Here is a 24,702-nt window from a genome sequence, read left to right on the forward strand (position 1 = left end):
CGCCGGGAGGACTGCCGTGTTGCCTGCATCCAAGCCGTTGCGCATCATCGCCGCCGCCGCGGCATCCGTTGCCATCCTGGCCGCCTGTGCGCCGGACGCCGTGCGCAATCGCCAGGCGACCGACTTCAATGCCTATCTCGATTCGCTGCGGACCGCGTGCCCGAACATGATCGTCGGGACGAACAATATCAGCGACTGGCTGCGCACCAGCGGCAGCCGCAGCGACGACGACTACGTCTACTGGCTGGACCAGACGTCGCGCCTGTACTACCAGCGCATTTCTGCGCAGCAGTACCGCGATTCGGTCAGCGCGGCGCTGGGCGGGCGCTCCGATTCTCCCGCGCTGGACTGCATCGTGCGCCATCTGCCCGCGAACCGGCCGACCGGTCTGCCGGGGGGCAGGCTCTAGGCATCTGCGCACGCCGGTTGTGCAATGGCCGCATCCCCGCTAACATGAGTCCCGGCAGCCGAGACAACGGCTGCCGACGTCGCTCGGACGGTTCCGGGCGCTTACGTAAAGGACTCCCTCCATGACTGCCGCTTCTGGCAAGCGCCGCTTTGCGCGCATCGATCGCCTTCCCCCGTACGTTTTCAATATCACCGCCGAGCTGAAGATGGCCGCCCGCCGCCGTGGCGAGGACATCATCGACATGAGCATGGGCAACCCCGATGGCGCCACGCCGGCGCATATCGTGGCCAAGCTGACTGAAGCGGCGCAGCGGCCCGATACGCACGGCTACTCGGCCTCCAAGGGCATCCCGCGGCTGCGCCGCGCGATCGCGCACTGGTACCGCGAACGCTATGACGTGGAGATCGACCCGGATACCGAGGCCATCGTCACCATCGGTTCCAAGGAAGGCCTGGCGCACCTGATGCTGGCCACGCTGGACCGCGGCGACACGGTGCTGGTGCCCGATCCCAGCTACCCCATCCATATCTACGGCGCGGTCATTGCCGGCGCGGATATTCGCTCGGTGCCGCTGGTGCCGGGCATCGATTTCTTTGCCGAGCTGGAGCGCGCCATCCGCGGCAGCTATCCCAAGCCGAAGATGATCGTGCTGGGCTTTCCGTCCAACCCCACCGCGCAATGCGTGGAGCTTGACTTCTTCGAGCGCGTCATTGCGCTGGCACGCAAGCACGATATCTTCGTGGTGCACGACCTGGCCTATGCCGACATCGTCTTCGATGGCTGGAAGGCTCCGTCGATCATGCAGGTGCCGGGCGCCAAGGACATCGCGGTGGAGTTCTTCACGCTGTCCAAGAGCTACAACATGGCGGGCTGGCGCGTGGGCTTCATGGTGGGCAACCCGGACCTGGTGGCGGCGCTGACGCGCATCAAGAGCTATCACGACTACGGCACCTTCACGCCGCTGCAGATCGCGGCCATTGCCGCGCTGGAGGGCGACCAGCAATGCGTCAGCGAGATCGCCGCGCAGTACCAGTCGCGCCGCGACGTGCTGGCGCGCGGGCTGATCGAAGCGGGCTGGCCGGTGGAGATCCCGAAGGCGTCGATGTATATCTGGGCGCGGATTCCCGAGCCGTACCGCGCGCTGGGCTCGCTGGAATTCTCCAAGCAGCTGCTGGCCAAGGCCAAGGTATCGGTCTCGCCGGGCATCGGCTTTGGCGACTATGGCGACGAGTATGTGCGCTTTGCCCTGATCGAAAACGAATCGCGCATCCGGCAGGCGGTGCGGGGCATCAAGGCGATGTTCCGGGCCGACGGGCTCGTGAAGGGCTGAGGGGCTGCGAGCGGGGCCTAATTCCGGCCTTTCATTTCCCCCGAACGGGTCATGTGGTGTGCCGCGATGCGATGCTTTAATGTTTGCGCATCGCGGCGGCCCGACAAGAAGGTCGCCGGAAAACTATAACTTCCGGGTCCTTCTGTCATGATCTCCCTTGCCAGCCGTGCGCACGCGTCCACGTATCCTGCTTGGCGGCACTTCCTCCAGTCTTGCCTCGTTGTCCTGGCCTTGCTGTGGGCAGCCATGCTGTCCGGATGCGTTGCCGAGGAAGATGCAGCAATCGAGCCGCCAGCAGGCCTCAACTACAGCATGCCATCCGCCAGCTACGTGCAAGGCGAGGCGATCGTGCCGAATCGTCCCAGCGCCAGCGGCGGTGCGATCGCCCGGTATATGGTGGCGCCGCCGTTGCCGGCGGGGCTGAGCCTCGATGAGGGCACGGTGTCATCGCCGGGACGCCGACAACCACCACGGCTGCCACGATCCACGTTGTGACCGGCACGAACAGCGCAGGTTCGGCGACTGCCCGCGTGCAGATCGAGGTGCGCGACGGCACGGTGGCGCCGACTGGCCTGGCGTATCAGGCGTTGGCCGTCATCTTTACCGTTGGCGATCCTGTTGCCGCCAGCGGCCCCACCAGCAGCGGTGGCGCGATCACGCACTACAGCATTGCGCCCGCGCTGCCTGCCGGACTTGCCTTCGATGCGCAAACGGGTGTCATCAGCGGGACGCCCGCCGCTGCGGCCGCGCAGGCGCTCTACATCATCACGGGCACAAATTCGGCGGGCAGTACCACGACGGAACTCCGCATGGAGGTGCAGGCCGCGGTCGCGCCGCCCGCCAGCCTCCAGTACGGCAATACAGCAGCCCTGTACGTGGTGGGGGAGGTCATCGTTCCCAACCCGCCGCAAGTCACCGGCGGCGCTGTCGCCAGCTTCTCCGTTGCGCCCGCGTTACCGGGCGGGCTGAGCCTGAACACACAGACCGGCGTGATCGCCGGTACGCCACAGTCCGTGCAGATGCAGGCCAGCTACACCATCACCGCAAGCAATCGCGCGGGCAGTGTGCAAGCGCAGGTGCGGATATCTGTGACGGCGCGTGGCAGTTGGGTGGCTGCCGCACCCATGCCGCAAGCGAAGCACTACCACACGGCAACCCTGCTCGCCGACGGCAAGGTGTTGACCGCTGGCGGCATTGGTGCGGGGGGCGTGACAACAGGCGCTGCGCTCTATGACTCCAGCGTAAATGCCTGGTCTGCGACCGGAAGCCTTGGCATGCCCCGGTATGAGCACACCGCCACGCGCCTGCTGAATGGCAAGGTCCTGGTTGCTGGCGGTGCATCGGGTATCTCGACGCCACTGGCTTCGGCAGAGCTGTTCGATCCGGCTACCGGAACCTGGACCCCGACCGGCAGCCTGGCAGCGGCTCGCGTCAGGCACACGGCCACGCTGTTGCCGGATGGAAGAGTCCTGGTCATCGGTGGCAATCAGTCAGGGGTGGCGCCCCTGAGTACCGCTGAACTGTACGATCCCGCCCTCGGCGCCTGGACCGTGGCAAGTATGACTCTGACAACGCCGCGCACCCAGCATGCCGCGACACTGCTGCCGGATGGCGCCACCGTGCTCGTGGTCGGTGGTCTCAACAGCACGGGAGCGGTCCTGTCAGCCGAGTTGTTCCCCGCGAGCGGCAGTGGCGCCAGCGTGACAGTGCCGTTCCCCGGCGGGTCGCACAACGTCGTGCAGTCCGTCCTGCTGGGCAGTGGGAAGGTACTGGTCGTGGGGGACTTTGCAAGTGCCCCGCAGGCCTGGGTGTACGGTCCCGCAACGTCAGGCTGGACCGGCAGCACCATGAACGCCCGGCGTCTGTTGCCTGCCCTGATTCTGCTGGCCGATGGCCGGGTGCTGGCAGTGGGGGGAAGCCTCCCGGCAAGTGCGGAGATCTATCACCCGGATGCCAATGCCTGGACCGCAGCAGCCTCCGTGTCCGTTCCGCTCAGCGGGGTCGCCGCCGCCCTGTTGCCGGACGGGCGGGTGCTGGTGACAGGTGGCGCCGATGGCGGTGTTGAGTCCGATGCCACGGAGCTATATCTGCCCTAGCAACGTTCGCCCGTTGGCGGCGCGTAGCGATGCCGGACAGCCCCGGCGCTCAATACCGCCGCAATCCTTCCAGCTCCAGCACGTGCACGACGCCATAGTCGACGCGCACCAGCCCATGCTGCTCCAGCACCTTGAGCGCGGCATTGGCCCGCTGGCGCGAGATGCCCGCCAGCAGGCCGACTTCCTCCTGCGTCAGATGCAACGCCGGACCCAGCCCAGGACATAACACGGGATGGAATAACGTGGCCAGCGCCCGGGCCACGCGGCCTTCGATGCCGTGCAGCCGCTCATGCTCGACGGTGGCGATGAACAAGCCCAGCCGTTCGTTGAGCTGGTCTAGCAGATAGCGGTTGAAGGGCAGGCTGGTCTCCTGCAGCCAGCGGAACGTCGCCGCAGGCATGCAGGCGATGCTTGAATCGCGCAGCGCGACCACGTCATAGCGCAGCGCCTCGCGCTTGAGCAGGGAGCCTTCGCCAAGCCAGCCGCCGGCCGGCACGCCGGTCAGGGTGGCGCGCTTGCCCGATGGCGATGCGCAATGCACCTTGACCAGGCCCTGTGCGATGCCAAGCCAGTTGTCGGCCAGGTCGCCCTTGCGGCTGACATAGGCGCCTTGCGGCACGGCACGTTCACGCAGTTCGGCGCGCACGCGCTGGCGTTGTTCCGGGGTCAGTGCTGCCGCCCAGGGGCTGCACGCCAGCAGCGCGTCGAGGCTCACAATGGCGCATCCGCTCAGGCGGGCAGGGCGAGGGGCAGCGGCTGTTCGCCCGGCGCCCACCACGGCCGGAACAGCGCCTGCACGGCGGCGTCATCGACGGCGTCATAGCTGGTGATGCGCCAGTGCGGCGTGTTGTCCTTGTCGACGATCAGCGCACGCACGCCTTCGATGAAATCCCCCTGCGAAAACGTGCCGACCACCACCGCCAGCTCCATGCGGAAGCAGTCGGCCAGGTCCATGCGGCGGCCGCGCAGCAGCAGCTCGCGCGTGGCGCAGGCGGACAGCGGCGAGCGGGTGCGCAGCACGTCGATAGTGCGGGTGGCCCAGGCGGAGTAGGCCGGGTCGTCCTGGCAGGCCAGTCCGGCCAGGATCTCGGGCAGCGTTGCATGCGCGGGGAAATGCCGCAGCAAGGCCGGCAGCACTTGCAGCAGCGGTGCGTCGGCGGCGCTGGCGACATGCTCGCGCACCAGCGCATGGCGCAGGTCTGACAGCGCGTCCTCGCTCCAGGCGATGCCGTCGAGCGTCTGCTCCAGGCCGGCCAGTGTGGCGCTGTCGACCGCGGCGTCGGCCAGCCCGCACAGCAGGGCATCAGCCGCGCCGATGGTGACCCCGGTCAGCCCCAGGTACAGGGCCAGCTGCACCGGCAGCTTCGACAGGAAATGGCTGGCGCCCACGTCCGGCACCAGGCCGATGCCGGTTTCGGGCATGGCCACGCGCGAGCGTTCGGTGACGAGGCGCAGGTGTGCGGCTTGCGCCAGGCCCATGCCGCCGCCCATGACGATGCCGTCCATCAGCGCCACCAGCGGTTTGGGGTAGCGGTGCAGGCGGTAGTCCAGCGTGTATTCGTCGATAAAGAAACGCCGGTGCAGCGGGGTGCTGTCGCGGTAGCTGTCGGTCAGCGCGCGGATGTCGCCGCCGGCGCAGAAGGCCTTGGGGCCGGCGCCGCGCAGCACCACTGCACGGACGGCGTCATCCTGCGCCCAGGCTTCCATCTGCGCACCGAGCGCGACGATCATCGGGTACGACAGGGCATTGAGCTGGCGCGGCCGGTTCAGCGTGGCAATGCCGACACCGTTGACGACTTGGAACAGCACCTCCGGCTCGGCGGCATCCAGGTTGGCGGCCTTGGTCTCTTCAGTCAGGCGCACGGCGGCCTCCTAGGCGTTGCGCCATTGCGGCGTTCGTTTCTCGAGGAAGGCGTTGACCCCCTCGCGCTGGTCGACATCGTCGAACAGGTCGACAAAGCGCTCGCGCTCCAGGGCCAGCGCGGCCTGGCGCGGCACGCCCTGGCGCGCCAGATGTACCAGCCGCTTGCTGTGGGCGGCGGCCCGGGGACTGACATTGCAGGCGCGCTCAGCCATCGCCAGCGCGGTGGCGAAGGCCTGGCCGCGCGGCACGACTTCTTCCACCAGCCCGATGCGCAACGCCGTGGCGGCATCCACGCGCTCGTTGGTCAGGATCATGCGCTTGGCCCAGCCTTCGCCCACCAGCCACGGCAGCGTCTGGGTGCCGCAGCCGCACGGCAGCAGGCCGACGGCGGCTTCGGGCAGGGCCATCTGCGCCTGTTCCTCGGCGATGCGGATATCGCAGGCCAGGGCGCATTCCAGCCCGCCGCCCATGGCATAGCCGTTGATCGCGGCGATCACCACGGGCCGCGCGTTCTGCAGTGCCTCGAAGGCGCTGCCGAACTGCTGCGCCATCACGCGGGCATGGGCACGGTCGCCCTCGGCAAAGCCGTTCAGGTCCGCGCCGGCGCTGAAGAACTTCGCGCCGGCACCGGTGACCACCACGGCGCGCACTTCGGGGTTGGCGTCGATCCTTGCCACCAGCTCGCGCAGCTGCTGCAGGCCTTCTGCAGTGAAGGCGTTGGCGGGCGGGCGGCTCAGCGTCAGCGTGGCGACGTGGCCTTGCAGGGCGAACTCGATCATTGCTTGCCCTCCTTGTCGGCGGCGGACAGATACTGGCGGATCACACCGGAGAAGTCGAGCTGGCCGTCGCCGGCATGGCTCACGGCCTGGTAGACCTGCTGCGCCAGCGCGCCCAGGAACAGCGGCTGCTTCACGCTGCGCGCGGCGTCGTTGGCCAGGCCCAGGTCCTTGAGCATCAGGTCGGCGCCAAAGCCGCCGGTGTAGCCGCGCCCGGCCGGCGCGGTCTCGATCACGCCGGGCCAGGGGTTGCAGGTATCCGAGGCCCAGCAGCGGCCGGTGGAGGTATTGACGATGCCGGCCAGCACGTTGGCGTCGATGCCGAGCTTGACGCCCAGCGCCATCGCCTCGGATACGCCAATCATGGAGATGCCGAGGATCAGGTTGTTGCAGATCTTGGCGACCTGGCCGGTGCCGGTGCCGCCGCAGTGGACCAGGTTGCGCCCCATGCCGGCCAGCACCGGGCGCACCTGGGCGAACAGCGCTTCGGAGGCGCCGACCATGAAGGTCAGCGTGCCGGCCTGCGCGCCAACGGTGCCGCCGGAGACCGGTGCATCGGCCAGCGCATTGCCGTGCGCCTCGGCGGCAGCGGCCAGTTCGCGCACGGTGGCGGGGTCGATGGTGCTTGAGTCCACCAGCGGCACGCCCGGGCGCACGCCCGCCAGCACGCCTTCCGGGCCCAGGTAGGCGCTGCGCACATGGGCGGCGGCGGGCAGCATGGTGATGACAAAGTCCGCTTCGGCCACCGCCTTGCGGGCGGAATCCGCGGTGGCGGCGCCCTCGGCGCACAGCGACGCCACCGCCGCAGCGTTGAGGTCGAATACGGTCAGCGTATGGCCGGCCTTGAGCAGGTTGCGCGCCATGGGCGCGCCCATGTTGCCCAGGCCGATGAAGGCGATATGCATGGGGTCTCCTTCCGTGTCGTTCTTGAATGTCGGCCGATTACTTCAGGCTGATGGTGGTGTTCACCCCATCGTTGACCGTCGCGTCATCAAACCACCGCGCCGTCACCGTCTTGGTCTGCGTATAGAACTGCACCACCTGCTTGCCATACGGACCCAGGTCGCCCAGCTTGGAGCCACGCGATCCGGTGAAGCTGAAGTAGGGCACCGGCACCGGGATGGGGATGTTGATGCCGACCTGGCCCACGTCGATCTCGCTCTGGAACTTGCGCGCCGCGGCGCCGCTCTGCGTGAACACGCCGGTGCCGTTGCCAAACGGGTTGCGGTTGACCAGGGCGATGGCCTCGTCAAGCGTATCGACGCCGACCACCACCAGCACCGGCCCGAAGATCTCTTCGGTGTAGATCGACATGTCGGTCCGGACATCGGTAAAGATGGTCGGGCCGATGAAGTTGCCCTGCGGATAGCCCGGCACCTCCACGCCACGGCCATCCAGCACCAGCGTCGCGCCTTCGCGCTCGCCGGCGGCGATGAGGCCGAGGATCCGTTCTTTTGCCGCCACCGATACCACGGGGCCGACATCGGTGCCAGCCTCGGCGCCGGCGCCGACTTTCAGGGTCTTGGCGCGTTCGACCAGGTCGGGCACCCAGTCGCGTGCCGCCCCCACCAGCACGATCACCGAGGTGGCCATGCAACGCTGGCCGGCCGCGCCGAAGCCTGCACCGGCCAGCGCGTTCAGCGTCTGCTCCTTGTGCGCATCAGGCAGCACGACAGCATGGTTCTTGGCGCCCATCATCGACTGCACGCGCTTGCCGTGCGCGCCGGCCAGGTTGTAGACGTGGGTGCCAACGGCGGTCGAGCCCACGAACGACACGGCCTTGATGTCCGGGTGCGTGCACAGCGCATCGACCACGTCCTTGGCGCCGTGCACCACGTTCAGCACGCCCGGCGGCACGCCGGCTTCCAGCGCCAGCTTGACCAGCTCCACGGTGGACAGCGGGTCCTGCTCCGAAGGCTTGAGCACGAAGGTATTGCCGCAGACGATCGCCATCGGGAACATCCACAGCGGAATCATCGCCGGGAAGTTGAACGGTGTAATACCCGCGCAGACGCCGATCGGCTGCTGCAGCGTGTAGGTGTCGACGGTGGCGGCCACGTTCTCGGCAAAACCGCCTTGCTGCAGGGTGCCGATCGAACAGGCGTGTTCCACCACCTCCAGCCCGCGGAAGATGTCGCCCTCGGCATCGGCCAGGGTCTTGCCCTGCTCGGCGGTCAGGATGGCGGCGATACGCTTGCTGTGCTCGCGGATCAGTGCCTGCAAGCGCAGCATGACGCGCAGCCGCGCGCCGATGGGCGTATGGCGCCACGTGGCAAAGGCGCGGTGCGCGGCGCCCACGGCAGCGGCGACCTCGCTTGCTGTGGCCAGCGGCACGCGTGCGAGCACCTCCTGCGTGGCGGGATTGACCACGTTGCGGAACTCGGTGGCGGACGAATCCACCCATTCGCCATTGATCAGCAGCGGCACGGTCGGCACGGCATTGTCGGTCTTGGGCACGGCAGTCATGGTTGTCTCCGGAAGGTCTGGTTCTGTTGGCAAGGGATGGTGGGACTACAGGCTGCGCGCGATCAGCATGCGCTGGATCTCGCTGGTGCCTTCGTAGATCTGGGTGATGCGGGCGTCGCGGTAGTGACGCTCGACCGGGTAGTCTTCGAGATAGCCGTAGCCGCCGTGGATCTGCAGCGCCTTGGAGCACACGCGCTCGGCCAGTTCCGACGCATACAGTTTGGCCTGCGAGGCTTCGGACAGGCACGGCACGCCTTCGCTGCGCATGCGCGCGGCGCGGTGCACCAGCAGGCGCGCGGCGTTCAGCTCGGTGGCCATGTCGGCCAGCATGTTGGCGATGGGCGGGTGTTCGCGCAGGGCGCGGCCGAACTGGATGCGTTCCGATGCATAGCGGCACGCCGCCTCGAAGGCCGAACGCGCAATGCCGATTGCCTGCGCGGCGATGCCGATGCGCCCGCCTTCCAGGTTTGACAGCGCGATGCGGAGGCCCTCGCCGGGCTCGCCCAGCAGTGCGTCGTGCGGTACGGTGCAGTCTTCCAGCGTGATCGCGCAGGTGTCCGAGGCTCGGATGCCCAGCTTCTTCTCGGGGGCGTGGACGATGAAGCCGGGGGTGTTTGTGGGGACCAGGAAGGCCGAGATGCCCTTCTTGCCGCGCTCGGGCTCGGTCGAGGCGAACACTACGGCGACACCGGCGCGCTGGCCGTTGGTGACGAACTGCTTGCTGCCGTTGAGCACCCAGCCGTTGTCGGTGAAGCGGGCGCGCGTGCGCAGGTTGTGCGCCTCGGAGCCGGCCTGCGGCTCGGTCAGGCAGAACGCGCCGATCAGCTCGCCGCTGGCCAGGCGCGCCAGGTAGCGTTCTTTCTGCGCATCGGTGCCATAGTGCAGGACCGGCCCGCAGCCGACCGAGTTGTGCACGCTCATCATGGTGGCGCAGGCGGCGCAGCCGGCGGCGATTTCTTCGATGGCCAGCGCATAGGCGACGTAGTCGGTATAGGTGCCGCCCCATTCCTCGGGCACGATCATGCCCAATAGCCCCAGCGCGCCCATTTCGGCGACGACTTCATCGGGCAGGCGGCCGTCGCGGTCCCATTGCGCGGCGCCCACGGCCAGCCGTTCGCTGGCAAAGGCGCGCGCGCTGTCGCGGATCATGGTTTGCTCTTCGGTATAGTCGCTGTGCATGGCAGTTAGGGGTGGGCGTTTTGAGCCGCGCGGCAAGTCAGGCAGAATGCGCGCTTGGCGTTTGACCTGCGGGCAGTGTAGGAACGCCGGGGGCGGGCTCCTATGCCAAAATCCGCCAATCTTCTTGAACTCGTTTGCCACCCGCCAGCGCCATGGAAAAAGGCAGTGTCGCCATCTGTTTCGTCCACCACGCCATCGCGGGGCTGCGCGCGCGTGGCATCGACCCCGATCCGGTGCTGCGTAGCGCCGGCATTGCGCCGGCGCTACTGGCGGTGCCGCAGGCGCGCGTCTCGTCCGCCAGCTACAGTGAGCTGTGGATGGCCGTGGCGGCGGCGCTGGACGATGAATTCTTCGGGCAGGATTCGCGCAGCATGAAATGCGGCAGCTTTGCCATGCTGTGCCACGCGGTGGCCGGCAGCCGCACGCTTGCGCAGGGGCTGGAGCGCATCACGCGGTACTTCCGGCTGCTGCTGGACGATATCGGCGTGCGGCTGGAGCGCCACGGCGATGAGGCCGCGTTGGTGCTGACCGCGCCCTGCGCGCACTTGGGGCGGCAGCCCGGCGTGTTTGCCAAGGAAACCATGCTGATCATGCTGCATGGCCTGATGAGCTGGCTGCTGCGGCGGCGCGTGCCGGTGCGGCTGGCGGCCTTCGACTACGACGAGCCGCCGTACAGCGCCGAATACCGCGTGATGTACTCGCGCCAGCTGGCCTTCGACCAGCCCGCCACGGCGCTGGTGTTCGACGCTGCGCTGCTGGACCAGCCGGTGCGCCAGGACGAGCGCAGCCTGAAAGCCTTCCTGCGCGATGCGCCGCACAACGTGGTGGTCAAGTACTCCGACCGCGCCAGCGTGGGCGCACGGGTGCGCCGGCTGCTGCGCAACCAGCGGCCCGAGCTGTGGCCCACCTTCGACGCGCTGGCGGTCAGCCTGAACCTGTCGGCCTCATCGCTGCGGCGCCGCTTGATGGACGAGGGCGTGAGCTACCAGGACCTGAAGGACGGGCTGCGGCGCGACCTTGCCATCGAGGCGTTGAGCCACTCCGGGCGCCCCGTGGCGGATATTGCGGCGGAACTCGGATTTGCCGAGCCGGGCGCGTTCCACCGGGCATTCCGGCGCTGGACCGGATCGCGCCCCGGCGCTTACCGTAAGTTTGCGGACGAAGCCTGACCGCGGCCGATCGGTCAAAGTGGACGGGGCTAAACTGGCTTTGGCCTCGAGGGATTGAAGGTCCTGCTGCGGGCCGGGGCTGGGGTGGTCTCGGCCGATGAGGCTCTGGTGATCGAGCGCAGTCCGCCACACGTCCAAGCGCGGTGCGGCCCAAGCTCATTACTTCGCTGCAACTCGCTGATCGCGTGCCAAACCGCATCGTGTCCGTACCGCCTTGCGCCGGCGCGGCGCCGCTTTCTTATCCGGCAAGAAAACAACAGGCCTAAAGCATGAAGCCCTCAGCCTTGGACGAAGGCACCACCTGTGGGCTGTAGCAATCCTTGGCTGTCGTCAAAGCTGTTTGCTCCAGCAGTTGCACTCGACCCGTATCGTGGCTGGGGTCGACATCCGTGGGCACACATCCGCTGGCCTTCTGGCCTCGCATGTCCATGACAGCACCGCGAGGCGCGCACCGTTGCAGAAGGTGACATGCGCTGGCGTATCCCGCGGGATGCGGGAGCTTGGCTCCGCCGTCGAATACAGCCGGCGTGGCGCGGGTTCGTGGGCGTCAGCGTGACCTGTCATGATGACCTGCAAGATGCACGCCGCCTGCGCGACGTGCCGCGCTGCCTCTCCGAGATCTTCAGCGTGGGTTTCTCTGGGCATGAAGCCTTCTTGCAAATGTGCAGTTCATCGGATGCACAACAGCATGAATGCCTTGGATGAGACCGGCAGCAAGAAAGCTGGACGGCATGGATACCGACTTATGATCGATGGGAAACGGTTGCCGCAGTGGTAGCGTCAATGGCGGCAGCCTGCGGGGCGAGAAACTCGCCTCACGAGGGCGGGTGGAACCCGGTGGGACCGCAGTAAGACTACCCCCAAGGGGATGCCCAGGATACGCCACAGGTGAATCGCCTCGGCCCGTGCCATGTTGCTAGTGCATTCCTTGGCGTGGCGGGCGATGCTGTGGGTCAGGCTTATCTGCATGTTGAGCGCGATGCGCCACAGCTACATCACATACAGGTCGTCGTCGATCAGCGAGTCCGGTATTACGAGGCGGCCGAGCAGCGACTCCCACAAGGCCACGCCCATGGATGAGCAGTCAATATAGCGCCAGCGCAGGAGAGTCGTCCCTGCGCCAATGGTTTTCGTGGCCAGTTGCACATCGAGCAGGTCAAATGGGTAGGCGCTTGCCTGGGGCAGCACGCGCCGCTGTGCCAGGACGATCAAGCTGGCGCGCAGCGCCAAGTCATTGGCTGGTCAAGGCCTCCAGACTCTCCCTTACCTTTAAAAGGTTGTAAAAGGCCTTTTAGGTAGGCTACGTGTTCCAGCCGTTGGAAGGCCGGCTGTGCCAGCTATCCCCTGGGGATAGCTGGCAGTGTTCGGCTAGTTCATGGGCTGTGCACGCTGTACCTCTCGTGCTCAATACCAGGCGACCTGTTTGTCAGTGCGCGTCTGCCTTCTTCCTCAAGCCCCATGCCTGGGGCGAGTCGGATGGTTGGGCTTGGAGCGGCGCTTGCAAGCGCGAATCTTGACCCTTCAGCCCTTCTACAGACGGATATCAACGGAAGTTGGCGTGGCGAATAGCTTGGGTTCCTTGCCGAGCGGAAACCCGATCACGTACAGGACGTTAGCTGGCATTGGCCTGTCCGGGTCCGAGCTTCCCTTCAGCAGCACTTGGCGCTCGGCATAGCAGAGCGAAACGCCAAGGGTCTTGAGCACATCGATGTTGGCTTGCATCGTGTCCGACGCCTCGCGCTTCTCTGCTTCGGTATAGGCGTCCAGGGCATCGCGGTAGTTGCGGAAATATTCCATCAGTGCGGCGAAGCGTTTGTCCGCTTCGCCGCCCATTTCGAAGGCCAGCTCCGACATGTCCATCGTGCTGGTCTGCGCCAGCTCCGCCAACTGCTTACCCGTGGTCAGCCGAATCGCCGCGAAGGTGACGTGCTCCCGGTCGAACTGTTCCTGCGCTGCCTTGAGTTCGTCTTCTGGTGGAATCGCGAATGGCTTGTTAAGCGCGTCGATGTCCAGGAAATCGAACGCGCTAGCCAGCGCCCGGCAGATGTCGGGGCCAGCGGGCCAGCCTTGTTCGACGCGCTGAACGGTCCGCACGTTGAGTCCTGCGATCACGGCTAGCTGCTCTTGCGTCCATTGCCGGGCGTCGCGGAATACCTTGATGCAGACAGCCAGCTCGGCGGGAGTCAGTAGGCGTACTGGTGGCGTGTTTTCCGTTGCATTCATTTCGTTGCTCCTTCGTTATCGACTGACTTGGCCAGCCGTGCTGGCCACGCCATTGCGCATGGCATGGCCGCATTTGGCGAGGGGCCAGAGCGCTAGCGAGAGGCCGACAGCTGCCAGTACTGCCACATAGTGAGCCGGCGCCATTGCGTCGTGCTGTAGCCACAGCGTGAGGATCATCGGCGTGACGCCGCCAAAGACTGCGTAAGACATGTTGTAGGCAAACGAGAGACCGGTGAACCGCACCGGTGCCGGAAAGGCACGCACGCCGGCAATCGGCACAGTGGCGATGGTGCCGACGAACAGACCCAGCAGTCCGTAGTGCCAGAACAGCGTGCCAGGCGTGCCGGGCAGGCTGTCGTAGAAGAGGTAAGCGGTCACGAACAGGCCACCCCAGCCGATCAGCATGACGGCGCGGGTGCCAATGCGGTCGCTCGCCCAACCGACGATCACGCAGCCGATGGTCAGCGCGAGTGTAGCGAAGGCATTGGTCTCGAGCGCAAGCGCGGCGGGAATGTGGTGCACCTTCTGTAGGTAGGCGGGCGTGTACAGCACCACCACGACGATAGAGGTAGAAAGTACCCAGGTCAGCAATGCGACGAACAGACTGGCCGAGCGGTGCTCGCGCAGCACGGTGCGGATCGGGAGTTCGCGCGCCAGATTGCTGCGCTCAGCCAACTCGCGGAACACGGGGGTCTCATGAAGAAACCGGCGCAGGTACACCGACACAAGTCCGAAGACGCCGCCCAGGATAAAAGGGATGCGCCAGGCGAAATCGCTCACCTGCTCAGGCGTGTAGTGGCGATTGATGGCGACCGCCACGAGCGAACCCAGCAGGATGCCACCCGTGATGCCCGAGGTCAGGGTCCCGATGCCGAAACCGTAGTGCCGGCTCGGCACGTGTTCGCCGACAAACACCCAGGCACCAGGCATCTCGCCACCGATGGCCGCGCCCTGCAGCACGCGCATCGCCAGCAGCAGCAGCGGTGCCGCGACGCCGATGCTGGCGTAGGTGGGCAGCAGGCCGATCATCAGCGTGGGCGCGGCCATCAGCAAGATCGACAGCGTGAACATGCGCTTGCGGCCAAGCCGGTCACCAAAGTGGGCGATCACGATGCCGCCCAGCGGGCGTGCCAGGTAGCCGGCGGCGAAAATGCCGAACGTCTGCAGTTGTCGCAGCCAATCTGGCATGTTGGGCGGGAAGAATAGCGCGCCCAGTACCGTGACGAAGAAGACGTAGATGACGAAGTCATAGAATTCGAGCGTGCCGCCGAGGGCGGCAAGACCCAAGGTCTTGTAGTCGCGAGCAGCCAGCGTGCGCGCCGGTGCGGGTAAGGCGCCGCCCGGTACGCTCAGGAGATTCACATGCGGTTCTTGTTGTGGATTCACGTTCGGTCCTCGTCAGGTAGTGATCAATGGACTTCGGTCAGGGCCGGTCCTTTTGAGACCAAGACCCCCATCGTTTGCGCGTGAGGGATGCCGATCAGGCATCGTCCGGTGCGCCACGCCTGCATGGAAATGCACAGTTGGTGCGCGGACATCAAGTCGTGCGCACCTTCTTTCCATGCTGGTCTTTGTGCGGAATCGACGCCGTGCTGCAACCAATGAGGCGCAGCAGAGGGCTGCCGGGCCGGCTACCGGAATGGCCAGCGGGTCCGGTCAGTCGGGGATCGAACCGTCAACCTGCGCCAGCTGCGCATACGCCGAAAGCGGTCGGTTTGGCCGGAAGTACAGGTCGCGAAGAATCGGCTTTTTGAGCGGTCCAACGATGGATGCCAGGTCGGACAGCTTCACATGGCCCAGTTCGGGCATGCCGATACCCACGTCGCACAAACCGTATGCGGTGTCGCCATCGGCGGGGTCGAGCGCGGCCAAGACCCATGTCGCATGCGCGTCAGGGGTAAACAGCCGCACCACGGGCAGCGGGTCGCTGGCGTGGCCGGTTGCGTACGCGCGGCCGTTTGCGAGCAGTTGCTCGCGTTGTTCGACGGTGATCAGGGGTTGATTCATGGTTGCATCCTCATGAGAGATTCGCTCCACGGCGAAGCGAAGCGATACCGGCCGCACGCCATAGCGCGAGCCGTGAGACCCGAACACGGTCGATGCGGGCCGGCGTTGACGGCTAGCGGCGTGCGGCAGCGTTGAACACTTTTCCCCGCAGCGTGAATAGCGGCGGCCGCGGAACACGCTCGCCCATGGCCTACTGGCGCGGGTTCGGCGGGAGGTTGAGGCTAGCATGCGCGTCCGGCGTGAACAGCCGCACCACGGGAAGCGGGTCAATGCCCTGACGGGCAGCGCGCGCCTCGCCATCGCCGAGCAGTTGCGCACGTTCATCAATAGCGGTGAGCCGACGGACGGTGACGGAATCGTGGATAGCAGAAAAAGCACGGATGTGGCCTCCCTAATCTGTCTGAATCCGCAGATGCAGATTTCAAGGAAAAGCGTTGGGCGAACAACAAACACAGGCTGCACCGCTTGCAATCGAGGCACAGTGGTGAACCTGGAGGGGCGAGCCATTTTCCCGCCCCAACGGACGGCTTCCCACTCGGGGAATATCCCATTTTGGACTATTCCAAAACAGACTGCAAGGTGCTGCTTTACCTCAGCCTCGCCTTGCTGTAATGGAAAAGACGATCTACACGGAGCAATACGGCCACATGCTCGCAGCCCTTCGTTCAGCCAGAGAAGCGGCGAAGCTCACCCAGATTCAACTTGCTGAGAAGTTGGATGCTCCGCAGTCGTTCGTGAGCAAATGTGAACGCGGAGAGCGAAGATTGGACGTCATCGAGTTGCGGCTCTGGTGCGCCGCTCTCGGTGTATCGCTGAGCGAGTTCGTCACCAGTCTTGAACAGGCGATTGCCCGTTCCAAAGGGCGCTGAGCGATTGGCGCGAGCGGTAGAGGATATGCAAAGGCACATCGCGATCAGGACTGCCAAAAGGGCGACGACCGGGCGCGTTCGTAACAGGCTGAGTCAGCGGCATAGTTCCCCGGCGCCATGGGATCGTTTTGGGGTGAATCAGGCCGCTTGCTTACTGCGCGGCCAGTTCAGGTTGTGCATGCTGTCGTCTTCCTTGATCAGACGAACGTAGATCGTCGCCGGAGCGAGGGATCACCGATGGTCACGGACGGGTAGGATCGCTCGGACTGGCTAACGCTCTTCCACGCCGCCCCAATGTACGTGGCCGCAGGGATGCGGAAATCGAGGGCTCTTGCTGGACGGGCCCGTTCGCGACGCGCACGCGAGTGTGTTGATTTGAGCCGATCGAGGTGCGGGCGGGTTGTATTCGCCCGAAGGTTGCTTGCAACGACGGGTTCATCTTACGATGGACGTCGGCGTACGAGGTGCAAGGGTTGGCCGGTCTTGCGTGGTTGGCCCTGGCCGCTGCCCTAGAGCCTGGTGGCCAAGCTGGAGGACGAATGTGCTGGAGCGAACGCCCAGTCAGGCATCCTACCAAAAGGGACTTGACATACTAAAGCTGCCGCAAGTTGGCAGCCGAACTTGGCAATGTATTGTCTCTCCGCGATGCAACGCAGCCAGTCAAGCATGGCGTTCGTCCTCTTCGAATTAATGCCCGCAGGATCTCCATCGATCAGAGCGCGTGCGCGGCCTCTGGTGCCGCGTGAGTAGCCGAGGCAGACTCGCTATGCGCCGTTACGCGATTGCGCCCGCCCACCTTGGCGCGATACAGCGCCGCATCGGCACGCGCGCTCAGCTGCGCCAGCGTCAGGCCCGGATGCCAGTCGGCGGTGCCGCCGCTGACGTTATAGCGCACGGTGTGGCTGGCGCCGTCCGACGCGACCGTCGTGACCGCTTGGCGCTGCACGCTGGCGCGGATGCGCTCCGCCAACGCGCTGGCACCCGCCTCGCCGGTCGCGGGCAGCAGCACCATGAACTCTTCGCCGCCGAGGCGGCCCAGCAGGTCGCCGGGCCGCAGTTGCGCCGCCGCCAGTCTTGCGAACGCCTGCAGCACGGCATCGCCGGCCGCGTGGCCGTAGGTGTCGTTGACCGACTTGAAATGGTCGATGTCGACGATCAGCAGCGCGGGGGCCGGATTGCCGCCGGCGGCGCGCGCCAGCTCGCGCTGGGCGCCTTCCTCGAACGCCTTGCGCGACAGCACGCCCGTCAGCGTATCGGTATTGGCGACCGCTTCAAGCCGGCGCACGATGGCGTCATGGATCATCAGCACCGCGCCCATGGTCATCGCCGGCATCACCAGTGCGCCCAGGGTCAGGAAAAAACTGTGTTGACCAGCATCGATTCCGGCAGGTAGGGATTGCCCAGCCACTGCAGCGCGGACAGTGTGCCGCGCACTGCATGGCCGGTGGCGAAGAACAGCGCGAAGCAGGCGGTCGTGATAAAGAACCGTGCCGATTGTCCGCGCGGGCGGCGGCGCAGCAAGGTCAGCCCGACCAGCGCGCACAGCACCGCATGGAAGACCGAGACAATGACGACGCGCGTGGTGAAGACGTCGACGGCATGGCGCCAGACAATCACGCCCGCAGTTGTCACCGCCGTTGCCGCCAGCAGCCGCCGCCACGGCGGCACGCCGCCGCAGAAGCGAACGCTGCCGGCGTAGAACAGCGCCAGCGACCACGCCAGCGCGGCGTTGGCAACGCCGACCGACAACAAATCCGGAATCATGCTGCGCAGCGAGAACAGCACCAACGCTCCGGTTGCGGTCAGGTTGGCATTGCACCATTCGCCCACGCCGGGCAGCTCGCAGCGGCGCAGCGACCACACGATGGCCAGCATCATGGCGCTGAGCGCAGTCGTGATGGTGAGCAGGGCGATCGGCACGGACATCGGACAGGGGCTGGCGGCGGCGTGGCTGGAATGCGCCGGACCGGCGCGACCCGTAATGATAAGGGGCGAGCGGGCCCTGCGGGCGCCGCCGGGGGGCGCCGTCGCGCTGTCCGTGGCATGTGAGGCGGCCGCCTCCTGTGCCGGGGCTGCCGCGGCGCCTGGGCTAGTCGCTTCGTCGTGGCGCTTCGCGCGGCTAGTCGGCGCACAGCGCCGGGTCATTGCGCAACAACCACCGCGCGGCGATCAGCAGCGCTGCCAGGCAGCCGAGGATATAGCCGCCGAGGGAGACGACGTGGTTCATGATGTGACCCCATCTTGTTCCGGCTCTGGGGCCGGTCGAGCAGCAATTATGGGGTCGGGCCCGGCACCGGGCATCCCCTGATTGGGGGGGCGGTGCGGGGCAGTGGGTGCGTTTGAGCGCTCAGGCGCTAGAGCTGTCCGGCGTGATGCCGGATGTGGTCGGCGATAAAGGTCGTAATGAAGTAGTAGCCGTGGTCGTAGCCGCTATGCCGGCGCAGCGTCAGCGGCTGGCCGACGGCCTGGCAGGCCGCCGCGAATGCTTCCGGATGCAGCTGGCTTTGCAGGAACTGGTCGTCCAGTCCCTGGTCGACCAGGATGCCGGCCGGGAAGGGCGCGCCCTGCTGGCGTGCCATCAGCTCGCTGGCGTCATATTCGGCCCACGCGGCGCGGTCGCTGCCCAGGTAGCCGGTAAAAGCCTTCTCCCCCCACGGGCAGCGTGACGGCGCGGCGATCGGCGCAAACGCCGACACCGAGCGGAAGCGCTGCGGATGGCGCTGTGCCAGCACCAGCGCGCCGTGCCCGCCCATGGAATGCCCGAAGATGCCGACACGGCCGGCATCGCCCGGCAACGCGGTGGTGACCAGCCCGAACAGCTCGTCGGCCACGTAGCTTTCCATGCGCCAGTACTCCTGCCACGGCGCCTCGGTGGCATCGACATAGAACCCGGCACCCACGCCGAAGTCCCAGGCATCGGCCTCGCCCGGCAGGCCCGCGCCGCGCGGGCTGGTATCGGGCGCCACCAGCATCAGGCCGTGCTCGGCGGCAAAGCGCTGCGCACCGGCCTTGATCATGAAGGTTTCTTCGGTGCAGGTCAGGCCGGCCAGGTAGAACAGCACCGGCACCTTGCCGCCTCCCTGCGCCTGCGGCGGCAGGTAGACCGAGAAACGCATCGGCAGCCCGATGGCCGCCGAGTCATGGCGATAGAAGCGCTGCACGCCTCCGTAGCAGCCGTGTTGCGAGATCAGTTCCATGTCGGCGCCGTCCTCAGTACAGCACCACGGAGCGGATCGACTCGCCGCGCTTCATCAGGTCGAAGCCCTCGTTGATGCGCTCCAGCGGCAGCGTATGCGTGATCAGGTCGTCGATATTGAGCTTGCCTTCCATGTACCAGTCGACGATCTTCGGCACGTCAGTGCGCCCGCGAGCGCCGCCGAAGGCCGAACCCTTCCATTCGCGCCCCGTCACCAGTTGGAACGGGCGCGTTGAGATCTCCGCGCCGGCCTCGGCCACGCCGATGATGATCGACTTGCCCCAGCCCTTGTGGCAGCACTCCAGCGCCTGGCGCATGACCTGCGTGTTGCCGATGCATTCGAACGAATAGTCGGCACCGCCGTCGGTCAGCTGGATGATGTGGTCGACCACGTTCTCCACGTCCTTCGGGTTGATGAAGTGGGTCATGCCGAACTTGCGCGCCATGGCTTCGCGGCCAGGGTTCAGGTCTACGCCGATGATCTTGTCGGCGCCTACCATCTTGGCCGCCTGGATCACGTTCAGGCCGATGCCGCCCAGGCCGAACACCACCACATTGGCGCCGGCTTCCACCTTGGCGGTGAACAGCACCGCGCCCACGCCGGTGGTGACGCCGCAGCCGATATAGCAGACCTTGTCGAACGGCGCATCCGGGCGGATCTTGGCCAGCGCGATCTCCGGCACCACGATGTGGTTGGCGAAGGTCGAGGTGCCCATGTAGTGGAAGATCGGCTTGCCGTCGATCGAGAAGCGCGAGGTGCCGTCCGGCATCAGGCCCTTGCCCTGGGTGGCGCGGATTGCCTGGCACAGGTTGGTCTTGCGCGACAGGCAGAACTTGCACTGGCGGCATTCCGGCGTGTACAGCGGGATCACGTGGTCGCCAGGCTTGAGCGAGGTGACGCCAGGGCCGACGTCGGTGACGATGCCTGCGCCCTCGTGGCCCAGGATCGCCGGGAAGATGCCTTCCGGGTCGGCTCCAGACAGTGTGTAGTAGTCGGTATGGCAGATACCGGTGGCCTTGACTTCCACCAGCACTTCCCCGGCGCGCGGGCCGTCCAGGTCCACGTCTTCAATGGTCAGCGGGGCACCGGCTTTCCAGGCGATGGCGGCTTTGGTTTTCATGGGGGAGTCCTCCGGGATCAGGAATGTGGGGGGGGCTTGCAGGCTGCGCGGCGACGGCCGGCGCGGCGCGGGGGCAAGCCAGGTCCGAGGACATGACTATACGATCTTCCTGCCGCAGCAGGCCAGTTTTGGCCGATCATCGGTCAGCGAAACTGCCCAGGCGGCGCCAGGCGGGACTCTTACGCCTTGAGCGCTCTCGCTTCCAGATTCCAGAGCTTGCGGTCGCTGGTGGAGACGGCCACAGCGCCATGTGCGAGCGCGCTGCGGATATCATCCCGATTGCAGACAAAGCCTGATGTCACGATCGGCGGCAGCGCCTTGCGGTCCGCTTCGGGCAGGTGCGACAGCATCGGCGCCGGCATCAGCTGCACCAGGTTCGGGTCGCTCTGTTCGAGCGCCTTGACGCTGCGCGGCCAGGTGGAACGGTCGGTCACAAAGACCTTCTGCATCGTCACCATGCCCGCGCGGTTGGCCCGCTGGATCGTTGCCACGCGCGTGGAAACCAGACTGGTCACCCCGATGTCGGCCAGATAATCCACCCCGCCCTTGTCCTGCGACAAGCCTTCGCAGCTGTCGATATTGACGATGACGTACTTGCCAGCGCTGGCCAGCGTGGCGATGACGGGCTGCAGCTTGCGCAACTCCACGTTGGCGACGATGCAGACTTCGGCCACGCTTTCAAAGATGGCGTCGATCTGGTCAACACCGTAGAGTGTGCCGATGACGGGGTGTCGCGTCAGGCGCGCACCGAGGGACCTGTCCATGCTGGTTACTTCGGTTCGTTGGTGAGCACGTCACTGAGACCCAGCTTGCCTGGGTTCAGGATATTCTGCGGGTCAAGTGCCTGCTTGACTGCCGCCAGCAGCGGGAATGCCGTGTCCAGCGACGAGGCCATGTATGGCGCGCGCAGCAGTCCGATTCCGTGGTGGTGGCTCAGTGCCGCATTGTATTGGATCAGCACCGCATTGGCAGCATCCCATGCCTGGTGATACCACTTCCGGCGGTCCTCCACCGCGACCTCGCCGCGCAGCGAGAAGTACAGGCAGGCGCCGTCCACATAGGCGTGCGACTGATGCGCGGAGCCGGCGAGGGTGCCCGGCACGGCATTGATGGCCTTGACAACGTCCGTGTAGATGGCAGCCAGGTCGCGCCACGGTCCCGACATTTCGAGCGTGTCGGCGACAAAGCCGGGGCTGCGCTTGAAGCCCTCGGCGCTCTTGCCCGTCAGGTAGCGCGTATCGAGCCAGCGTTCGAAAATCGCCGCGCTGTCCAGCTTGTCACCACGTTCCTGGCACACGCGCTCGCTGATCGTCATCACCGCATCGACCATCTCGCGCGAGCCCTCGTCGGCAACCAGCAGGACGTTGGTGTCGGGCAGCCCGAACTGCACTCCGCTCTCCAGTTTGTCATAGAGCCGCAGCGCGGCGGGGTTGGCCCCGCGTTGCATGATCTCGCGGCAGGCGTCCAGGCCAATGGCAAAGGTCTTGAAGCCATAGGCGATGGCACGCCCGTAGTCGGGCAGGCGGTGCAGCTTGAGGCGCACGCGCACGATCACGCCCAGCATGCCTTCGGACCCGATGAACAGTTGCTGCAGATCCGGGCCCAATGCCGCGCGCGAGTAGCCGCCTACGGTGACCAGGCTGCCGTCGGCCAGCACCACGTCCATGCCAAACACCATGTCCTCGATCTTGCCGTAGCGCGTGGACAACTGACCGGCGCCGCGGCAGGCTACCCATCCGCCGACCGTGCTGATCGCGTACGATGATGGCCAGTGGCCCATCGTCATGCCGAATTCCTTCTGCATGGTCTCCTCGAAGATGTCGCCGAACATGCCGGCTTCCACGTCGACGATCTGGCTGTCCTTGTCGAATCCGACCAGCTTGTTAAGGCCGCACACGTCCAGCACGATTCCGCCGCGCACGGGCAGGGCGGCGCCCGTCACGTTGCTGCGGCCGGCCGATACGGTGACCGGAATGGCACTGGCGCTGGCAATGCGCATGACTGCCTGCACCTGTTCCACGGTGGAAGCGCGTACGATGACCCCGCGCGGCGTGGCGGGCTTGCCTGCGGTCTCTGTGATCATCGATCCGGCCCACCAGTCGCGGGTCCACGCCACGACATCGGCGGTATCGGTCAAGACCTCGTCGGCCACTTTGCGCAGGGCCGCGAGATCGGCCGCGCAGACGGAAATGGTGTCACGTTGCAGGCCCGGCGCATCCGGGGTGTCCTGGATGTTTGCCGCATAGCCCGGCGGCGTGTGGGCGCCGACGACGTAGTTGCCGCGGTTGTAGCCGCGCTTGATGGCTTCCTTGCTGATCATGCTGAGTCTCCCATGAGGACGGATTTTTCGAGGGCGACGGCGGCCAGGTATTCGCTGACCTGCCGCGCCACGGCCGCCTCGGACAATCCGAGTTCGGCCTGGAGGATCTGGCCCACCCGCGCTGCGGCCCGGGCGGAGGCATCGCGCGCCATCAGGCGGGCGCGGATGCGTCGTGACAAGACGTCGTCAACCGTGCCGGCCAGTTCATGGCGCACGGCGTAGACGATTTCGGCCTCGGTATAGGGCAGGCCTTCGACGATCGGCCTAGCCAGGGTGGCGTCCGCCTGCAGGATGTCGCTGACAAAGCGCGCCTCTGTGCCGTAGCGCTCGCCCAGGTGCGCGGACATGCCGCCGGATGCGACGATGGCCTGCGCGTCATAGCCAGCCGCCCCGAGCAGATAGGCCGCTTTGGTCAGGCACTTGCTGCGCTTGCCGATGACCTTCTGCGCTGCATCGATGGTTTGCTCGGCCATGTGCCGCGAGGTCGTGAGCTTGCCGCCGACGATGGTCACCAGGCCGTCGTCCGCGGTATGAATCTCGTGATTGCGCTTGATTTCCAGGGTCTTGCCGCCGGGCGGCGCCACCAGCGGGCGACACCCCGCGATGCTGCCCACCACGTCTTCCGGCGTCAGGTCGGTCTTTAGTGCCGAGCGCGCGCCCTCCAGCAGGAAGTCGAGTTCCTGCCGGGTGCACATGACATTGTCGAGGTCGCCCACATAGTCTTCGTCGGTGGTGCCAAGGTAGGACACATTGCCCCACCGCGTGATGGTTGCCCGGCGGCTGCGCCCGGGCACCGGGATCGTCACCGTGCAGTCATTGCGGATCTTCAGCCACGGGATGGCAACGTGGACGCCCTTGGCGGGGCGAATGTGCAGGGTCCTGGCCTCGCCCTTCCTGCGTCCGGTCCAGTCGCGCAGCCAGACGCCGGTTGCCATGATGACCACGCCTGCGCGCACGCGGATCTCGCGCTCGCCGGCGTGGACAATGGCGCCATCCACCTTGCCGTGGCCGTCGCGGGTGATCTCGGCGACGGTCGCGTGATTGACCACGGCCGCGCCATGGAACGCTGCCGTGCGCGCGATGTTCAGTGTCAGGCGGGCATCGTCGACGCGCGCATCGAAGTACAGGTAGCCGCCGGTCAGATGTTCCTCATTGAAGGTCGGGCAGTGGGACAGCACCTCGGCCTTGGTCAGCTTCTGGTGCAGGATTCCCTCGCGCCAGCCACCGGCGAGGTCGTAGGTCCAGAGCAGGCTCTCGAAGGCCTTGGCCAGGCGCTTGTCGAACACGCCGTTGCGCTCCATCACCGGGAACAGGAACGGCAGCCGTTGCACCAGGTGGCGCGCGTTGCGGCGCAGGCGCTGGCGCTCCAGCAGTGAATGGCGCACCAGGCCGAGATTGCCCTGCTCGATATAGCGCAGGCCGCCGTGCACCATCTTGGATGACTTGGACGAAGTCCCCGCGGCGAAGTCGCACTTTTCAACCAGCGCCACGCGATAGCCGCGCAAGCTGGCATCCAGCGCGGCGTAGGCGCCCGTCACACCACCACCGACCACCAGGATGTCGAATGCATCTGTCTCCAGGCGGTCAAGCAGGTCCCGGCGCACCAGCCGCAACGGCTCGGTGCTGGTCATGGCGGCGCGCTCGCGGTTAGCGCTGCGGGATGGAAAAATCACCATG

At 66.3% G+C, this 24,702-nt stretch carries 23 protein-coding genes and 2 pseudogenes; 5 read left to right on the forward strand and 20 right to left on the reverse strand.

Going from position 1 to position 24,702, the window contains the following annotated elements:
- Nucleotides 1–16: 16 nt before the first annotated feature.
- The 3 genes from CNE_RS23695 to CNE_RS23705 all read left to right on the forward strand — a co-directional run bounded on the left by CNE_RS23695 (nucleotide 17) and on the right by CNE_RS23705 (nucleotide 3,835).
- Entirely contained in the window at nucleotides 17–409 is a 393-nt protein-coding gene (locus CNE_RS23695; protein WP_013952818.1) for a hypothetical protein, read from the forward strand.
- A gap of 121 nt (nucleotides 410–530) precedes the next feature.
- Nucleotides 531–1,739 (forward strand): alanine transaminase, encoded by a 1,209-nt coding sequence (gene alaC, locus CNE_RS23700; protein WP_013952819.1) that lies wholly within the window; start codon nucleotides 531–533, stop codon nucleotides 1,737–1,739.
- A gap of 530 nt (nucleotides 1,740–2,269) precedes the next feature.
- Complete coding sequence (locus CNE_RS23705) at nucleotides 2,270–3,835, forward strand: kelch repeat-containing protein (protein WP_148271654.1); 1,566 nt, start codon at nucleotides 2,270–2,272, stop codon at nucleotides 3,833–3,835.
- Nucleotides 3,836–3,884: 49 nt separating this feature from the next.
- Here CNE_RS23705 and CNE_RS23710 read toward each other — a convergent pair whose 3' ends face one another.
- Genes CNE_RS23710 through CNE_RS23735 form a run of 6 tightly spaced genes read right to left on the reverse strand, consistent with a single transcriptional unit; the run spans nucleotide 3,885 to nucleotide 10,120 of the window.
- A complete protein-coding gene (locus tag CNE_RS23710; protein WP_013952822.1) occupies nucleotides 3,885–4,550 on the reverse strand; it encodes a Crp/Fnr family transcriptional regulator in 666 nt (221 codons plus the stop codon).
- Between the two features lie 14 nt (nucleotides 4,551–4,564).
- On the reverse strand, nucleotides 4,565–5,698 hold the full coding sequence (locus CNE_RS23715) for an enoyl-CoA hydratase/isomerase family protein (protein ID WP_013952823.1): 1,134 nt from the start codon (nucleotides 5,696–5,698) through the stop codon (nucleotides 4,565–4,567).
- A 9-nt stretch (nucleotides 5,699–5,707) separates the two neighbouring features.
- A complete protein-coding gene (locus tag CNE_RS23720) occupies nucleotides 5,708–6,478 on the reverse strand; it encodes an enoyl-CoA hydratase (protein WP_013952824.1) in 771 nt (256 codons plus the stop codon).
- On the reverse strand, nucleotides 6,475–7,380 hold the full coding sequence (gene mmsB / locus CNE_RS23725) for a 3-hydroxyisobutyrate dehydrogenase (RefSeq protein ID WP_013952825.1): 906 nt from the start codon (nucleotides 7,378–7,380) through the stop codon (nucleotides 6,475–6,477). The genes CNE_RS23720 and mmsB overlap by 4 nt, the downstream gene beginning before the upstream one ends.
- 37 nt (nucleotides 7,381–7,417) lie before the next feature.
- A complete protein-coding gene (locus CNE_RS23730) occupies nucleotides 7,418–8,941 on the reverse strand; it encodes a CoA-acylating methylmalonate-semialdehyde dehydrogenase (RefSeq protein ID WP_013952826.1) in 1,524 nt (507 codons plus the stop codon).
- 45 nt (nucleotides 8,942–8,986) lie between these two features.
- The gene (locus CNE_RS23735) at nucleotides 8,987–10,120 is read right to left on the reverse strand and encodes an acyl-CoA dehydrogenase family protein (protein WP_010814121.1); all 1,134 of its coding nucleotides are present in this window, start codon (nucleotides 10,118–10,120) and stop codon (nucleotides 8,987–8,989) included.
- Between the two features lie 152 nt (nucleotides 10,121–10,272).
- Here CNE_RS23735 and CNE_RS23740 point away from each other — a divergent pair, with 152 nt between their 5' ends.
- Nucleotides 10,273–11,289, forward strand: a complete 1,017-nt coding sequence (locus CNE_RS23740; RefSeq protein ID WP_013952827.1) for an AraC family transcriptional regulator — start codon at nucleotides 10,273–10,275, stop codon at nucleotides 11,287–11,289.
- A 780-nt stretch (nucleotides 11,290–12,069) separates the two neighbouring features.
- Here CNE_RS23740 and CNE_RS39400 read toward each other — a convergent pair.
- From CNE_RS39400 to CNE_RS39405, 6 genes and pseudogenes are all read right to left on the reverse strand, one after another.
- Nucleotides 12,070–12,477, reverse strand: a pseudogene (locus CNE_RS39400) (DUF3158 family protein).
- Between the two features lie 20 nt (nucleotides 12,478–12,497).
- The gene (locus CNE_RS43305) at nucleotides 12,498–12,626 is read right to left on the reverse strand and encodes a DUF3158 family protein (RefSeq protein WP_456236803.1); all 129 of its coding nucleotides are present in this window, start codon (nucleotides 12,624–12,626) and stop codon (nucleotides 12,498–12,500) included.
- Between the two features lie 193 nt (nucleotides 12,627–12,819).
- Nucleotides 12,820–13,512 carry a helix-turn-helix domain-containing protein gene (locus tag CNE_RS23750; protein ID WP_013952831.1) on the reverse strand — a complete coding sequence of 231 codons (693 nt, stop codon included), beginning with the start codon at nucleotides 13,510–13,512 and terminating at the stop codon, nucleotides 12,820–12,822.
- Nucleotides 13,513–13,527: 15 nt separating this feature from the next.
- Nucleotides 13,528–14,898: an MFS transporter gene (locus tag CNE_RS23755; protein ID WP_013952832.1), complete on the reverse strand. Its 1,371-nt coding sequence runs from the start codon at nucleotides 14,896–14,898 to the stop codon at nucleotides 13,528–13,530.
- Nucleotides 14,899–15,168: 270 nt separating this feature from the next.
- On the reverse strand, nucleotides 15,169–15,519 hold the full coding sequence (locus tag CNE_RS23760; protein WP_013952833.1) for a DUF2958 domain-containing protein: 351 nt from the start codon (nucleotides 15,517–15,519) through the stop codon (nucleotides 15,169–15,171).
- Between the two features lie 220 nt (nucleotides 15,520–15,739).
- Nucleotides 15,740–15,883 (reverse strand): annotated as a pseudogene (locus CNE_RS39405) (DUF2958 domain-containing protein); the annotation flags it as partial.
- Nucleotides 15,884–16,130: 247 nt separating this feature from the next.
- Here CNE_RS39405 and CNE_RS23765 point away from each other — a divergent pair.
- The gene (locus CNE_RS23765; RefSeq protein ID WP_013952834.1) at nucleotides 16,131–16,388 is read left to right on the forward strand and encodes a helix-turn-helix domain-containing protein; all 258 of its coding nucleotides are present in this window, start codon (nucleotides 16,131–16,133) and stop codon (nucleotides 16,386–16,388) included.
- Between the two features lie 197 nt (nucleotides 16,389–16,585).
- Here CNE_RS23765 and CNE_RS43115 read toward each other — a convergent pair whose 3' ends face one another.
- The 8 genes from CNE_RS43115 to CNE_RS23795 all read right to left on the reverse strand — a co-directional run bounded on the left by CNE_RS43115 (nucleotide 16,586) and on the right by CNE_RS23795 (nucleotide 24,701).
- Nucleotides 16,586–16,702: a DUF736 family protein gene (locus CNE_RS43115; protein WP_407919951.1), complete on the reverse strand. Its 117-nt coding sequence runs from the start codon at nucleotides 16,700–16,702 to the stop codon at nucleotides 16,586–16,588.
- Nucleotides 16,703–17,100: 398 nt separating this feature from the next.
- Entirely contained in the window at nucleotides 17,101–17,721 is a 621-nt protein-coding gene (locus CNE_RS42215; RefSeq protein WP_238553130.1) for a GGDEF domain-containing protein, read from the reverse strand.
- A gap of 17 nt (nucleotides 17,722–17,738) precedes the next feature.
- Nucleotides 17,739–18,314 carry a hypothetical protein gene (locus CNE_RS42220; protein ID WP_238553131.1) on the reverse strand — a complete coding sequence of 192 codons (576 nt, stop codon included), beginning with the start codon at nucleotides 18,312–18,314 and terminating at the stop codon, nucleotides 17,739–17,741.
- Between the two features lie 428 nt (nucleotides 18,315–18,742).
- A complete protein-coding gene (gene fghA / locus CNE_RS23775) occupies nucleotides 18,743–19,585 on the reverse strand; it encodes an S-formylglutathione hydrolase (RefSeq protein WP_013952835.1) in 843 nt (280 codons plus the stop codon).
- A gap of 13 nt (nucleotides 19,586–19,598) precedes the next feature.
- Nucleotides 19,599–20,705, reverse strand: coding sequence for an S-(hydroxymethyl)glutathione dehydrogenase/class III alcohol dehydrogenase (locus CNE_RS23780; RefSeq protein ID WP_013952836.1), 1,107 nt, complete (start codon nucleotides 20,703–20,705; stop codon nucleotides 19,599–19,601).
- Nucleotides 20,706–20,884: 179 nt separating this feature from the next.
- A complete protein-coding gene (locus CNE_RS23785; RefSeq protein ID WP_013952837.1) occupies nucleotides 20,885–21,469 on the reverse strand; it encodes a glycerol-3-phosphate responsive antiterminator in 585 nt (194 codons plus the stop codon).
- Nucleotides 21,470–21,474: 5 nt separating this feature from the next.
- On the reverse strand, nucleotides 21,475–23,025 hold the full coding sequence (locus tag CNE_RS23790; RefSeq protein ID WP_013952838.1) for an FAD-binding oxidoreductase: 1,551 nt from the start codon (nucleotides 23,023–23,025) through the stop codon (nucleotides 21,475–21,477).
- Complete coding sequence (locus tag CNE_RS23795; protein WP_013952839.1) at nucleotides 23,022–24,701, reverse strand: glycerol-3-phosphate dehydrogenase/oxidase; 1,680 nt, start codon at nucleotides 24,699–24,701, stop codon at nucleotides 23,022–23,024. The genes CNE_RS23790 and CNE_RS23795 overlap by 4 nt, the downstream gene beginning before the upstream one ends.
- Nucleotide 24,702: the final 1 nt, after the last annotated feature.

Source organism: Cupriavidus necator N-1 (genome assembly GCF_000219215.1).
GTDB classification, from domain to species: domain Bacteria; phylum Pseudomonadota; class Gammaproteobacteria; order Burkholderiales; family Burkholderiaceae; genus Cupriavidus; species Cupriavidus necator.

Excerpts from the sequence above, each read along its gene's own strand:
- CNE_RS23735 (WP_010814121.1), bottom strand. The coding sequence starts at position 10,120 with ATGCACAGCGACTATACCGAAGAGCAAACCATGATCCGCGACAGCGCG.
- CNE_RS23765 (WP_013952834.1), top strand. The coding sequence starts at position 16,131 with ATGGAAAAGACGATCTACACGGAGCAATACGGCCACATGCTCGCAGCC.
- CNE_RS42220 (WP_238553131.1), bottom strand. The coding sequence starts at position 18,314 with ATGTCCGTGCCGATCGCCCTGCTCACCATCACGACTGCGCTCAGCGCC.
- CNE_RS23795 (WP_013952839.1), bottom strand. The coding sequence starts at position 24,701 with ATGGTGATTTTTCCATCCCGCAGCGCTAACCGCGAGCGCGCCGCCATG.
- CNE_RS23790 (WP_013952838.1), bottom strand. The coding sequence starts at position 23,025 with ATGATCAGCAAGGAAGCCATCAAGCGCGGCTACAACCGCGGCAACTAC.
- CNE_RS23720 (WP_013952824.1), bottom strand. The coding sequence starts at position 6,478 with ATGATCGAGTTCGCCCTGCAAGGCCACGTCGCCACGCTGACGCTGAGC.
- CNE_RS23760 (WP_013952833.1), bottom strand. The coding sequence starts at position 15,519 with ATGAATCAACCCCTGATCACCGTCGAACAACGCGAGCAACTGCTCGCA.
- CNE_RS23730 (WP_013952826.1), bottom strand. The coding sequence starts at position 8,941 with ATGACTGCCGTGCCCAAGACCGACAATGCCGTGCCGACCGTGCCGCTG.
- CNE_RS23750 (WP_013952831.1), bottom strand. The coding sequence starts at position 13,512 with ATGAATGCAACGGAAAACACGCCACCAGTACGCCTACTGACTCCCGCC.
- CNE_RS23785 (WP_013952837.1), bottom strand. The coding sequence starts at position 21,469 with ATGGACAGGTCCCTCGGTGCGCGCCTGACGCGACACCCCGTCATCGGC.
- CNE_RS42215 (WP_238553130.1), bottom strand. The coding sequence starts at position 17,721 with ATGCCGGCGATGACCATGGGCGCGGTGCTGATGATCCATGACGCCATC.
- mmsB (WP_013952825.1), bottom strand. The coding sequence starts at position 7,380 with ATGCATATCGCCTTCATCGGCCTGGGCAACATGGGCGCGCCCATGGCG.
- alaC (WP_013952819.1), top strand. The coding sequence starts at position 531 with ATGACTGCCGCTTCTGGCAAGCGCCGCTTTGCGCGCATCGATCGCCTT.
- CNE_RS23740 (WP_013952827.1), top strand. The coding sequence starts at position 10,273 with ATGGAAAAAGGCAGTGTCGCCATCTGTTTCGTCCACCACGCCATCGCG.
- fghA (WP_013952835.1), bottom strand. The coding sequence starts at position 19,585 with ATGGAACTGATCTCGCAACACGGCTGCTACGGAGGCGTGCAGCGCTTC.
- CNE_RS23780 (WP_013952836.1), bottom strand. The coding sequence starts at position 20,705 with ATGAAAACCAAAGCCGCCATCGCCTGGAAAGCCGGTGCCCCGCTGACC.